The sequence below is a fragment of the Pseudogracilibacillus sp. SO10305 genome (assembly GCF_037072005.1).
GTDB lineage: Bacteria > Bacillota > Bacilli > Bacillales > Amphibacillaceae > Pseudogracilibacillus > Pseudogracilibacillus intestinigallinarum.
The window spans coordinates 1-14172 of sequence record NZ_JAXHDE010000008.1; the positions used below are offsets into that span (position 1 = coordinate 1).

11 protein-coding genes are annotated in these 14172 nt (G+C 33.1%); 10 read left to right on the plus strand and 1 reads right to left on the minus strand.

The window, feature by feature from the left end; genetic code table 11:
- Window positions 1–427: 427 nt before the first annotated feature.
- The 4 genes from SPD45_RS07820 to SPD45_RS07835 all read left to right on the plus strand — a co-directional run bounded on the left by SPD45_RS07820 (window position 428) and on the right by SPD45_RS07835 (window position 4933).
- The gene (locus SPD45_RS07820; protein ID WP_336267187.1) at window positions 428–1453 is read left to right on the plus strand and encodes a TRAP transporter substrate-binding protein; all 1026 of its coding nucleotides are present in this window, start codon (window positions 428–430) and stop codon (window positions 1451–1453) included.
- A gap of 33 nt (window positions 1454–1486) precedes the next feature.
- Entirely contained in the window at window positions 1487–1996 is a 510-nt protein-coding gene (locus SPD45_RS07825) for a TRAP transporter small permease (RefSeq protein ID WP_336267188.1), read from the plus strand.
- A gap of 167 nt (window positions 1997–2163) precedes the next feature.
- Window positions 2164–3462, plus strand: a complete 1299-nt coding sequence (locus tag SPD45_RS07830) for a TRAP transporter large permease (protein ID WP_336267189.1) — start codon at window positions 2164–2166, stop codon at window positions 3460–3462.
- Window positions 3463–3502: 40 nt separating this feature from the next.
- Window positions 3503–4933, plus strand: a complete 1431-nt coding sequence (locus SPD45_RS07835; RefSeq protein ID WP_336267190.1) for a M81 family metallopeptidase — start codon at window positions 3503–3505, stop codon at window positions 4931–4933.
- Window positions 4934–5124: 191 nt separating this feature from the next.
- On the opposite strand, the gene SPD45_RS07840 is transcribed toward SPD45_RS07835, so the two are convergent.
- A complete protein-coding gene (locus tag SPD45_RS07840; RefSeq protein WP_336267191.1) occupies window positions 5125–5817 on the minus strand; it encodes a FadR/GntR family transcriptional regulator in 693 nt (230 codons plus the stop codon).
- A 210-nt stretch (window positions 5818–6027) separates the two neighbouring features.
- Between SPD45_RS07840 and SPD45_RS07845 the strand changes: the two genes are divergently transcribed.
- From SPD45_RS07845 to SPD45_RS07870, 6 genes are all read left to right on the plus strand, one after another.
- Window positions 6028–7017 (plus strand): aminopeptidase, encoded by a 990-nt coding sequence (locus tag SPD45_RS07845; protein WP_336267192.1) that lies wholly within the window; start codon window positions 6028–6030, stop codon window positions 7015–7017.
- Window positions 7018–7050: 33 nt separating this feature from the next.
- On the plus strand, window positions 7051–7836 hold the full coding sequence (locus SPD45_RS07850; RefSeq protein ID WP_336267193.1) for an SDR family NAD(P)-dependent oxidoreductase: 786 nt from the start codon (window positions 7051–7053) through the stop codon (window positions 7834–7836).
- Between the two features lie 254 nt (window positions 7837–8090).
- Window positions 8091–9275, plus strand: a complete 1185-nt coding sequence (locus tag SPD45_RS07855) for a pyridoxal phosphate-dependent aminotransferase (RefSeq protein ID WP_336267194.1) — start codon at window positions 8091–8093, stop codon at window positions 9273–9275.
- A gap of 12 nt (window positions 9276–9287) precedes the next feature.
- Complete coding sequence (locus tag SPD45_RS07860) at window positions 9288–10955, plus strand: thiamine pyrophosphate-dependent enzyme (protein ID WP_336267195.1); 1668 nt, start codon at window positions 9288–9290, stop codon at window positions 10953–10955.
- Between the two features lie 33 nt (window positions 10956–10988).
- Window positions 10989–12416 carry an NAD-dependent succinate-semialdehyde dehydrogenase gene (locus SPD45_RS07865; RefSeq protein WP_336267196.1) on the plus strand — a complete coding sequence of 476 codons (1428 nt, stop codon included), beginning with the start codon at window positions 10989–10991 and terminating at the stop codon, window positions 12414–12416.
- Window positions 12417–12462: 46 nt separating this feature from the next.
- A complete protein-coding gene (locus SPD45_RS07870; protein ID WP_336267197.1) occupies window positions 12463–14169 on the plus strand; it encodes a dihydroxy-acid dehydratase in 1707 nt (568 codons plus the stop codon).
- Window positions 14170–14172: the final 3 nt, after the last annotated feature.

The following is a 14172-nucleotide window of genomic DNA, read 5'->3' on the forward strand; positions in this document are numbered from 1 at the left end:
CATCATTAGTTTGATGTTTTAAAAGATCAGTTACAGTAATGTCACTAAAATCTAAAGAGTAATTATAAAAGGCACCTTTTATTTTTGAGGTGTCTTTTGTGCAGAGAAAAATTATATAATGATGAATATTTATTTTAATCCAGATAAATATTTATGTATAATTAAAAATTCATAAAAACTAAGGAGAACTTATGCTTATGGTGTTTATGTTCACATAGAAAAGAAATTTATTTTATAGTGTTTAAAAATATTTACCATATTGACTTACTATATTATTTGTATTACAATAAAATGAAATATGAAATGAGAATTTGATTCAATGTAGTTTTAAAAGTCAGAATAATCAAACTATTACTCATTAGGGGGTGTTTGATAAAAATTATTTGTTAAGAATAAGTTACTATATCGATAAAAATGGGAGGATAAAATGAAAAAAAACAAAAATGTATTATTTCTGTTAACTGTGTTCATAGGTTTGTTGGTCGCTTGTAGTAATAATTCTGGTGTATCAAAAAATTCATCAACTAATGATGAAAAAAGTGGTAATGTTTCCTTGAAGTTAGCACATACTCAGGCGGACACACACCCTGTTCATACTTCTATGGAAGAATTTGCCGATTTAGTAGAAGAAAAAACTAATGGTGAGGTTGTTATTGAAATTTTTCCAAATGGACAGCTAGGTGATGAAAGGCAGCTTATAGAATCAATACAATCTGGTGCTATTGAAATGACAAAAGTGTCTTCAAACTCTTTGGAAAATTTTGAAGAAATATATTCTATTTTTAGTATCCCTTATTTTTTTGATGATATGGAACATGGAAGGAATTTTATGAATAGTTCTAATACGGAATCTTTATTTAAGTCGACAACAGGTTTGGACTTACTAGGTATTACTTGGTACGATGCTGGCGTTCGAAATTATTATACAAAAGATAAGTCTATTGAAAAACCAGAGGATTTAAAAGGTTTAACAATGAGAGTGTTATCAAGTGAAGTTTTAATAGAAACAGTGGAAACTTTAGGTGGTAGTGCAACTCCGTTGGATTGGGGAGAACTCTATACCGCTATCCAACAAGGAGTAGTAAATGGTGCGGATAGTGGCGTCGTACCATTTACAGAAAGTAACTTGGGTGAGGTAGCAAAGCATTTTAGCTTTACAGAACATGTATTTTCTCCCGATATTTTAATTATTAAAAATACATTATTTGAAGGGCTTTCGAATGAACATCAACAAGCCATATTATCTGCTGCTGAGGAGTCAACAGCATTTCATAATGAAACATGGGAACAAGAAAGGCAAGATGCGATAAAAGCTTCAGAAGATATGGGTGTTACCTTTTATTATCCAGATTTAGAACCTTTTGCTGAAGTGCTAAATCCAATAAAAGAAAAGTATGTTTCTGATAATGAAGAGATTGCTGATATGTTAGATTTAGTGGAAAAAGTAAAATGATGTTAATTTAAAGTTAAAAAAGGGATGAGTCTAATGAAGATAATAAAGAAAACTTTAGATAGAATATTAGAGTCATTAATGTATGTAATTTTAATAAGTATGGTACTAATAACATTGTGGCAGGTAGTATCTCGAGCAATACTAAAAAACCCCGCCAGTTTCACAACTGAATTTTTAAGATATGCACTACTTTGGTTAGCCTTGTTAGCCGCGGCATATGCATTTGGTAAAAAAGCCCACTTATCAATATTGTTTGTGAAAGACAAATTAAACGGCAATACACTTAGGATATTAAATCTATTTACAGAAAGTATTATATTATTTTTTTCATTTACAGTTTTAATATATGGAGGATCAAAAGGTGTTATACAAGGTATGGCAGAAAAATCATCTACCTTACCCATTGAAATGGGATACGTTTATATAGTATTCCCTTTATCGGGAACATTTATTATATTATATTGTTTAATTCATTTGCTAGATTTATTTAAGATTGATAAAACAATAACTAAAGAAAATAAAGTCCAGAATACAACGATGTAATTTTAAGAGTGAATAGAATTAAATAAAGACATGTGTGATGAAACACGAACTAGTTGTTTAAAAGAAAATATTCAATTTTTCTAGTTCGTGTCTCAGATAATATATTTTCTTTTATTCCCTATAAATGTTTTTTGAGAAAATAACATTATAAATAAAGGATGATAAAATTGGCACTAGAAATTGGTTTAATTTTATTAATTGTATTTTTGTTTTTGCTTATATTAGGTGTACCAATTGCAATTAGTTTAGCCATCCCAACTATTGTGACGATGTTAACATTATATCCTTTTGAAGTAACTGCATTTACCGCAACTCAATCATTATTTAATTCAATTGCTAGTTTTACGCTAATTGCAATTCCTTTTTTTGTTATGTCAGGAGTAATAATGAGTCATGGGGGAATTTCTCAACGATTAATTAATTTTGCGAAAGTATTAATTATGCAACTTCCTGGATCTTTAGCCCATGCAAACGTTGTGGGAAATATGTTATTTGGAGCTATTTCTGGCTCTGCTGTGGCATCAGCAGCTTCAATAGGGGGAGTAATGAATCCTCAACAGGAAAATGAAGGTTATGATAAAGAGTTTTCTGCATCCGTTAATATTTCATCTGCTCCAACAGGTTTATTAATTCCGCCGAGTAATACATTAATTTTATTTTCCCTTGTTAGTGGTGGGACATCGATTGCTGCTTTATTTGCTGCAGGATATATTCCTGGTATTCTATGGGGACTAGGTGTAATGTTTGTTGCGTATTTTATAGCAAAAAAGAAAAAGTACCCTGTGTCAGGCAAGATAAGTCTGAAGGCTGGGATAAAAGTTTTTGTTGAAGCAATACCTAGCTTATTATTAATTGTTATTGTAATTGGTGGTATTATCTTTGGAATATTTACACCCACAGAAGCAGCGGCAATTGCTGTTCTATATTCTTTTATTTTAATGCTCTGTTATAGAACGTTTAGCTTTAAAAAGATTCCTACTATTTTGAAGGAAACAATCAATGTCACAGGAGTTATTATGTTTTTAATAGGGGCGTCATCAATGATTATTCATATTTTAACTGTAGCTGGAATTCCAAAAGCTATAACAAATTCAATATTAAGTATTACAGATAATAAAATTATCATAATACTAATTATCCTATCAATTCTTTTATTTGTTGGAACATTTATGGATGTAGCGCCTGCAGTTTTAATTTTTACGCCTATATTTTTGCCTATTGTCCAAAGTTTTGGAATGGATGTCGTACATTTTGGAATTGTTATCGTATTTGCGATGTGTATAGGGAGTATCACACCTCCGGTCGGAACAATATTATTTGTAGGGTCTAGTATTGCCAAAGTCAAAATTGAACAATTAATAAAACCTATGCTTCCTTTTTATGCAATAATTATTTTAGTTCTTTTAGTTGTAGCTTTTATACCACAATTAAGTTTATTTATTCCGAAATTAATAGGTTTGATGTAAAGCAAGTATAAAGGAGAATATAAACAATTGGAGGAGTTATATGCGTGTTTTAATAGGGTGTTTTTATCAGGAATCTACCACTTTTAACCCTTTTTTAATGGAAAAAGGGGACTTTGTATTTTCGGAAGGGATAGATTCAAAATATAGAAGTCCTGCCACAAAGATATTTGAAGATAGAGGAGTTGAGGTGATCCCTACTATTTATGCTACTGCTAACTCTGGTGGGCGTCTCTCTTTAGATGCTTATACATTTTTTGCTGAAAAAATTATAAGTGTACTAAGGAAAGAAGATAAAATTGATGGTGTATGGTTGCATTTACATGGAGCTACTGAGGTCGAAGGTTTAGGGTCTGGAGAAATTGCGTTATTAAAAGAAATTCGTGAAATTATTGGTGACGATATTCCTGTTTCATTAACATTAGATTTACATGGGAATATTGATGAGGAAATCATATATTTGGCTAATATTATTCGATCTTATAGAACAGTTCCTCATACAGATCAACAAGAAACAGAGGAAATCACAGCCAATACACTTATTGATTGTATTAAATCAAAAAATTTGATAACTCCAATTTATAAAAGGATACCAATAATTGTTCCAGGTGAAAAAGGAACTGGGAAAACTGAGCCGATGAAATCCATTTTGAAGAAATTATGGGAAATTGACGAGAGGGAAGGTATTTTAATTACAAATTTCTTTAATGGACATGCATGGACCGACGCACCTCATACTTCTGCTTCGGTAGTTATAATTCCAAAATCAGATAAATATAGAAAATTAGCAAAGGAAGCAGCAACAGAACTCGCCACTTTTATATTTAACTTAAGGAATGAATTTAAATTTCCGAATATTACTTTAGAACCGTTAGAGTCCATTAAAAAAGCAATAGATTCAGATGTTAAGCCCGTTTTTATTTCTGATTCAGGAGATAATACTACTGGTGGTGCTCCAGGAATAAATACTGTGTTATTAAGGATTTTAACACAATTAGATTTAAAAAGTAAAAGAGTATTGGTTGCCTCCATCTTTGATGAAAGAACGTACATGTCACTCAAGGAACATGATATTGGTGAATATGTAACTTGCCATATAGGAGTAAACTATAATGAAGATAGTGCACCTGTACTAATAAAAGGTAGAGTAAAAGCAAATGGAGATTTATTGGGATTTTACACATCGAAAGATGATGTAGTTGGAAAAGTAATTACAATTGCTTCTAACAACATTGATATAGTTATAGGTAATCTTGGATATTCCTTTACAACAATTAACCATTTTATAAGTGCTGGTTTGGATATTCACTCATATGATGTAATTATAGTTAAGCAAGGCTATTTATTTGATGAGTTAAGTGAGATAGCAGAGTTAGAAATTATGGCATTATCTCCTGGAGCAACTTATCAGATATTAGAGAAGTTAGATTTTAAATATTTAAGAAGACCTATGTATCCATTAGATTCCATATAATAATGTTAAAATGTAAGTGAGTTTCTATCTGAGATTTCTGATGTAAATCTATATCTCAGATGGAAACTCACTTTTTGCTATAGTAATTTAAATAAAGGAATTTTTAATCCGTGAAAAAACAATTGCAATGTATGAATTAATATTGAAGGGGTTTTATAAATATAAGCTCTTAACAGTACGATTTATATGAATCAATTTCTATTTTTTTCATCATGTAGAATTTTTTCTCTAACATAACTTAAATGTTTATATAATTGATGGAAAGCTTCTATTGGATCCCTCTTTTTTAGTGCTTCATAGATAGCTTCATGATGTCTAACGGTCTTCTCTTGTTCTCTATATTTTATTAAGCGATCGGTTTTATCATGTGCATATAACAAGGGATCAATCATTCCTTCAACTATCTGATTGTCAGCACTATATGCAATAATACGGTGGAACTTTTTATCATACATACCGTAATTGTTATCCTCAGAATATTTAATTCGATTAATTGTTTCTCTTAATTCATCTAGTTCCTTATCTGTAATTTTTTCAGCAGCCAATGTAATTAATCCTAATTCAAGTGTCATTCTTGCTTCAATAATAGCTGGAATATTATTTATAGAAATAGCTAACATTGCTTTAAAAGGAGCACTATCCACCTTATCATTAATAAAAGTGCCCCCACGCGGTCTTCGATTAATAATTCCTAAAGACTCTAATGAACTAAATGCTTCTCTTAAAACTGGTCTACTTACATCAAATTGATTGATTAAATCAATTTCTGAAGGTAATTTATCACCAGGTTGTAATTGTCCCTCAACGATTAAGTAAATAATCTTATCTAATACTTGTTGTGACAAAGTAACTCGATTGATTGTTTCCATTTTAAATTCATCCATATTTCTCGCTCCTTCGAAAAAAGTTTGTAATGGGTGTACAAGAAGTACAATTATAATTTTAAAAACAAAATAATCAATATTATCTGAAAACTTTATTGACTGGATTGTTTATTTGTATTACAATAATACCATAATATTTGGTGGATGTTAATTTTTTTGCGATTTCTTTCTGTGTTTAATTAGAATTATATTAATGGGAGGAGTTTAATAATGAGTGTTGAAAAAAAGATCCATGAAGCAGAAGATATGCCATTCGGGATGAAACAGCTTCTTACAAGTATCACACATTTAAAAGAAAATGAAAAAGTATTGGTAATTACCGATGATAATACGAAAGATATTGGAGAATTTGTATACAAACATGCAAGTCGATTTTTTGAAACAACGATGATTTGCATGAAGCAGAGAACAAATCATGGAGAAGAACCACCTGAAGCAGTTAGTAAAGCAATGCAAAATTGTGATGTTGCATTTGGTGCTACTACAATGTCAATGTTTCATACGAAAGCTAGAATAGAATCTAGCAAATTAGGACGTATGAGATGGGTAGGAATGCAAGATTATGAATTTTCTATGTTCGAGAAAGGTGGACTTACTGCAAATTTTGATGAGATTGAAGCGGAAATTAATCGAGTTGCCGAACATTTTCAAGGAGAAACATTCCGCTTAACATCTGTTGGTGGTACAGATATGACATGCAGTGTGAGAGGTCGATCACCAGTGTTTGATTATGGTACATCCAGAAAACCAGGGTCTGCATCATTTCCACCAAATGCGGAAGTTGCTTTAGGTCCAGTAGAAGGTACAGCAAATGGGATTTTAGTATTTGATGGGAGTATTCCACATCCACTGATTAACGTATTAAAAGAACCTGTTATTTGTAAAGTAGAAGATGGAAATATAACTGAAATAACTGGCGGAAAAGAAGCGAATATTTTAGAGGGAATTTTAGCTGGATATAATGATCCTACTGTTTATAATGTTGCAGAATTAGGCTTAGGTTTAAATAGAAAGAATGTTATTTGTGGCAGAATGGCTCCTGATGAAGGATCATATGGAAATATTCATATTGGTATTGGTAAAAATTTAAATTTTGGTGGACATGTAGATTCGCCATTACATTTAGATTTATTAATTCGGACAGTAACGATTGAAATTGATGGAAGGCTTATTATGAAGGAAGGAAATCTACAAGTTTAAGATAATTTATTATAAATGAAAGAGGGAATATATATGCGTTTAAAGGATAAGGTAACAATTATAACAGGTGGGAGTCAAGGTATTGGTGAACAAATTGGACATACATTTGGAGAACAAGGGGCAAAAATTGTAATCGCTGACATTAATAAAGAATCAGGACAAGATGCAATAAAAAAATTAAAAGAGAAAAACATTGAAGCTATTTTTGTACAGACAAATGTTTCAAGTGAGGAAGCTGTGGTAAATTTAATTAATCAAACAATAGAAAGATTTGGTGGTATAGATATTTTAGTTAATAACGCTGCGGCAAATATTCGTAAATCAGCTGAAGAAACTTCGTTTGATGAGTGGAGACACGTTTACGGAGTGAATATCGATGGGCCATTTCTTTGTTCTAAATATGCTGTTCCAGAAATGAGAAAACGTGGTGGGGGTGCAATTGTAAATATTGCCTCTTGGCATGCAGATAAAACAATTACTCGCTTTGCGGCATATGCAAGTTCAAAAGGGGCTCTTACTGCGTTGACAAGACAAATGGCATTAGATTGTGGAAAAGATAATATTAGGGTGAATGCAGTATTACCTAGTAGTGTTGATACGCCAATGTTTTATGTGACACTTGATGCACTGCCAGATCCAGAAAAGGCATTAAAAGAAACATTGGATTATCAACCATTAGGAAGATTAGGAACAGCGGAAGATATTGCGAATGCAGCGTTATTTTTAGCTTCAGATGAGGCAGCATATGTTAGTGGTCATTCATTGCGTGTTGATGGTGGTACATATGTAAAAGTAGCAAGACCATTAATATTTGATTAAGAAAGTTAAGATGTTATAAAGATGTAAAACATCAATTCTGATTTCTGTTTAATTAAAGGAAGACATTGATTTTCCACTCAAATTGGTTAGTAATATTTATCAATAAAACAAGATAAATGTAACTAACCTTTTTGTTTCGATAATAATCGAAAATTTAATTATTTGATAAAATCATATTGACTTATAATTTATTTGTCTTACAATAATAATTACAAGAAAAATCTGAATATTTTAATAAAAGGGAGGAATAAGAAGTGGGAAGCTCAATTGAAAGGTTAAGTCAAGTTGTTTTAGGACAAATAAGAATAGTTTCCGAAAAAGCTAAAGCGCTTGAGGAGAATGGTATGGATGTAATTCATCTCGAAATAGGAGAGCCTGATTTTAATACACCAAATCACATTGTGGAAGCGGCGCAAAAGGCTCTTACAGATGGGAAGGTACATTACGCTCCGAATAGAGGGTTACCTAATTTGAGAAAGTTAATTGCAAACAAGTTGTTAAATGAAAATAATTTAACTGTTAATGCTGATAAAAATATAATTATGACGCAAGGTGCAGCAGAAGGACTAGCAATTGCCTTTTTTGCAACATTAAATCCAGGAGATGAAATAATTATTATTGAACCATCCTTTACATCTTATGAAAATCTAGCACATCTAGTAAATGCTAAACCTGTTAGTGTGAAAACTTATGAAAGTAATAATTGGATTGTGAATCCAGATGATATTCGTGCTGTTATAACACCAGATACGAAGGTTGTTTTATTAAATAGTCCGAGTAATCCGACAGGTGCTGTCTATCCGAAAGAAACATTAGAAGAAATCGCTAAAATAGCAATAGAAGAAGATTTAATTGTTATTTCAGATGAAATTTATGAAAAAATTATTTATTCATCAGAAGGCCATTTTTCTATAGGGTCTATCAGTGGGATGGAAGACCGGACTATTACTATCAATGGATTTTCTAAGGCATACTCAATGACTGGCTGGCGTTTAGGATATATTGTTGCAAATGAATCATTGATTACAAGTATGCTAAAAGTTCACCAATATGTAGTGACATGTGTACCAACATTTACACAATACGGTGCGGTAGCAGTATATGAACAGCATGAATTAAGTGAAGAAGAAGTTCGTAAGATGCGAGAGGCTTATAAAATAAGGAAAAACATAGTTTACGAAGGTCTTCGTTCAATCGATGGAATTACATTAGCTAATCCAGAAGGAGCCTTTTATGCATTTCCTAATATCAGCAAATTTGGTTTAAGTTCAAAAGATTTTGCTACAAGATTGTTGGAGGAAGAAGGGGTAGCAACGGTACCGGGTTCTGTGTTTTCTGATGTTGGTGAAGGATATGTGAGAATATCTTATGCAGCATCGGAAGCACAATTAAAAGAAGCAATAAAAAGAATAGAACGATTCGTTAAAAATATAAAATAGAGGTGTAGATAAATGACGAGACATGGTGGAAAAAGTATTGTTGAAGTAATGAGGGCTGAGGGTGTAACGAAGATTTTTGGCGTTCCGGGTGAAAGTTTCTTAAATGTATTGGACGCAATTTATGAGGAACCAACGATGGAGTTTATTTCAGGTCGGCAAGAGGGCGGCGTTTCTTTTATGGCAGAAGCTTATGCTAAAGCGACTAATGATGTTGGAGTTTGTATGGCAACACGAGGTCCTGGTGCGACAAATTTATCAGCAGGATTGCATACCGCACAACAGGATTCTACGCCAATTGTGGCATTATTAGGCCAAGTTGAACGTACATTTAAAGAAAGGGAAGCTTTCCAAGAAGTAGATTTTGCTTCATATTTTAAGCATTTATGTAAATGGGCAGTAGAAATTGATGACGCTAACAGAATACCAGAAATTCTACATCGTGCTTTTCATGTTGCGCGTTCAGGACGTCCGGGTCCAGTTGTTGTATCATTACCGGAAGATATGCAAGATGATATTGTAGAAGATATTAGACATGAAATATATAAACCGATTCGTGTAAATAGGCCTAGGACTGAAAATGAATTAATAGTCCAAGCCGCTGAAGAAATCAATAAAGCGAAGAAACCAATCATTATTGCAGGAGGTGGAGTTATATTATCCAAAGCAACAGATAATTTAATTGAACTTTCTGAAAGATTACATATTCCAGTTGCAACCGCATTTAGAAGATTTCATGCTTTTCCAAATACTCACGAGCATTATGCAGGTACGCTAGGCTTGGGTGCTATGGATGGTTTGGCATCATATATAAAGGAAAGTGATTTAGTTATTGCCCTAGGTACAAAATTTTCACAAATGACTACAAATGATTACACTTTATTAAATGAAACAGGAAAACTAATCCATGTAGATATTTCACCAGATACATTAGGGAAAGTATACAACGCGACATTACCTATTGTTGCTGATGTAAATGAATTTTTAAAAGATTTATTGAATATTGTAAATGAAAATGTAAGTGAAGAAAGAAAAGAAAATTTACGTAATATTAACAATCTTTATAAACAATTTTCAACACCTATTTTAACCAATCAAGAAAATTTTGCAGATTTAAAAAGTGTTGTAAACACATTAATAAAAACATTGCCTGAAGATGCAATTATTACTAGTGATGCAGGGAACTTCTTCTCGTGGATATCTAGGTACTATAGGTTTAATGATAAAAATATTTATTTAGGTCCTACGTCTGGAGCGATGGGTTATGGTTTACCTTCCGCTATTGGAGCAAAAATAGCTTATCCTGAAAAAACAGTAGTTTCATTATCAGGTGATGGTGGATTTATGATGACAGTACAAGAATTTGAAACAGCTGTTAGATATAATCTCCCTTTTGTACATATTATTGCAAACAATAATATGTATGGAACAATTAGAGCACACCAGGAAAGAAGATTTCCTGATCGTGTTATTGCTACTAATTTATCGAATCCTAACTATGGTGAATTTGCAAATATATTCGGCGGCTATGGAGAAAGAATCGAACGAAATGAAGAATTTCCTGCAGCATTAGAGCGAGCTATTCAATCGAATAAACCTGCAATTATTGAAATAGCGACTAATCCAAAAATTTTATCGGCCAAAGTAGAGGAAGATCTTAGAGTTAAAGGCGAATTAAAATAGATCAATATAACAAATAAGAGGTGAGATGTTCGTATGTTATATATTAATGGTGAATGGTTGGAAACAGAGGGGACTTTAATAGTTAGTAATCCGGCTACTGGAGAGAAAATTGATGAAGTATTTACAAGTGGTACGGAAGAGGCTCAATTAGCAATTGACTCTGCCGAAGAAGCAATGGAACATTGGGCAAAAAAAACTGCTAAAGAGCGTTCTCAATATTTAATTAGAACATCTGAAATTATTAAATCAAGAATAGATGAAATTGCTGAAGTTATAACAAAAGAGATGGGTAAACCTTTGTACGAGGCAAAAGGAGAAATATTGTTAGCAACAGATTATTTGGAGTGGTATGCAGAGGAAGGAAAAAGAATCTATGGAGAAACAATTCCCGCTTCCGCATCAGATAAAAGATTAATGGTTATAAGGCAGCCAGTTGGTGTAGTTGGGGCAATTACACCTTGGAATTTTCCAATTGCAATGATTACAAGAAAAATTGCTCCTGCTTTAGCAGCAGGTTGTACAGTTGTTTTAAAGCCAGCATCTGCAACGCCTTTAACAGCAATTGAAGTTTTTAAGGCGTTTCACGAAGCGGGTTTGCCAAAAGGTGTTGTAAATTTACTGCATGGATCTGCGAGTAAAGTTGTGGGAGTGTTAATGGACTCCCCTGTTGTTAGAAAAATAACATTTACTGGTTCAACAGAAGTTGGGAAACATTTAATGAAACAATCTGCAGATACGATGAAAAAAATCTCAATGGAGCTTGGAGGACATGCGCCTTTCATTGTATTTGAGGATGCAGATTTAGAGCAAGCGGCAGAAGCGGCGATTGCAAGTAAATTTAGAAATGCTGGTCAAACGTGTGTTTGTACAAATAGAATTTATGTACAAAAAAGTGTTGTTAATGATTTCTCTGACATTTTAAAGGATAAAATGAGTAAACTTACAATTGGAAACGGTTTAAATGAAGGAGTAACTATTGGGCCTTTAATTGATCAAGAAGCGGTTGATAAAGCTGAGACTCATGTAAAAGATGCACAGGAAAAAGGAGGTAAAGTTTTAATTGGTGGTGAGCGATTAGATAATGATGATTTTAATAATGGGAGCTTTTTTGAACCTACATTAATTGTTAATGCAAATCATTCAATGAAAATTTCTTTTGAAGAAACATTTGGACCGGTTGTGCCAGTTTTTGCGTTTGATACAGAAGAAGAAGTAATACAAAAGGCAAATAATACAGTGTATGGATTAGCATCGTATATTTTTAGTAATGATATAAATCGAGTATATCGAGTTATGGAGAATTTAGACTATGGAATAATTGGTGTAAATGATCCACTTCCGACTGTAGCACAAGCACCATTTGGCGGTGTCAAGGAATCTGGAGTTGGAAGAGAAGGCGGAAGACATGGCATTGAAGATTACTTGGATTATAAATATATATCAATGCAGTTAAAAATTTGAAATAAGTATGGTAAAAGCCCCCGATAATAAGAGGATGGTGAAAACGTTGAGTAAGAAGAGTGGTACGGCATATGGAGATGCAGGATTTAGTGAATTTATTAAAATGGCATTTAGACGTCATCTAGGTCATGATGAATCAGATTATAAAAAGCCTGTGATCGGTATAGCTAATACATTTAGTGAAGTAAACCGTTGTCATAGTCATGTTAAACCAATGATAGAAGTATTAAAACAAGGCGTTATTATGGCTGGGGGAACTCCTTTAGAATTCCCTATTATTTCCTTAGGAGAAATGTTTATTAGTCCAACTACAATGCTATATAGGAATTTAGTAGCGATGGATGCTGAAGAGATGATTAAAGCTCAACCGATTGATGGCGTGGTTTTAATCGGCGGTTGTGACAAAATGACACCAGCATTATTGATGGGGGCAGCAAGTGCGAATAAACCTTCTATTTTATTTACTGGTGGACCGATGAATAATGGTGAATATAAGGGGCGAACGTTAGGAGCATGTTCCGATTGTAGATTCTTTTGGCAAGAATTTAAAGCCGGAACGATTACCGAAGAAGAGGTGAACGAAATTAATGAAGAATTAGCTCCAACGGCTGGGCATTGTATGGTAATGGGCTCAGCAAGCACTATTGCTTCATGTTCTGAAGCGTTAGGTATGATGATGCCTGGTGGAGCAACAATTCCGGCAACTGAAAATAAGAGAATGCATTTAGCAAGAGAGACAGGAAAACAAATTGTACGACTAGTGGAACAGGATATAAAACCCTCCGATATTATGACAAAAGAGAACTTTGAGAATGCAATAAAAGTATTAATGGCAATTGGTGGTTCAACAAATGCTGTAATTCATCTAATCGCTATTGCCAAAAGATTAGATATTCATCTTGATTTACAGTTGTTCGATGAAATAAGTAAAGAAACTCCATTAATTGCGAATATGAGACCTGCGGGAAATTACCAAATGGAAGATTTATATCGTGCTGGTGGTATTCCGGTCGTTTTGAAAGAATTACAGAATCAACTTCATACAAATCAAATAACTGTTACTGGAAAAACTCATGAAGAGAATCTATTACATGTTGAAATAGATGAAGTGTATCGAGATATTATAAAATCAGTTGACGATCCGGTATATGCTGATGGTGGAATAGCGGTTTTAAAAGGTAACCTATCTCCAAATGGTTCTATTATTAAACCGAAAGCAGTTATTAACCAGAAGCTATTAAAACATAAAGGGCAAGCAATTGTATTTGAGTCCATTGAAGATATGGAAGAAAGAGTGAATGATCCAAATTTACAAGTTTCAGAAGATAATGTACTTGTCTTAAAAAATGCTGGTCCAATAGGTGCTCCCGGTATGCCAGAAGCAGGGATGATTCCCATACCACAGAAGCTTTTAAAACAAGGTGTAAGGGATATGTTACGACTATCTGATTGTAGAATGAGCGGTACAGCATTTGGTGCAGTTGTCTTACATGTAGCTCCTGAAGCGGCAGTGGGAGGGCCGATAGGTATTATACAAGATGGAGATTGGATTGAATTAAATGTAGAAGAAAGAGAGTTGTCGTTACTAATTTCAGATGATGAACTTAGGGAAAGATTAGCCACATTTGAGCGAAATGAATATAAAGATCGTGGATATTCATGGTTGTATCGTAATCACGTTTTACAAGCAGATGAGGGATGTGATTTTGACTTTATGTTACCTACATTTAATAAAAGAGAGGAGAGGGATTAATTT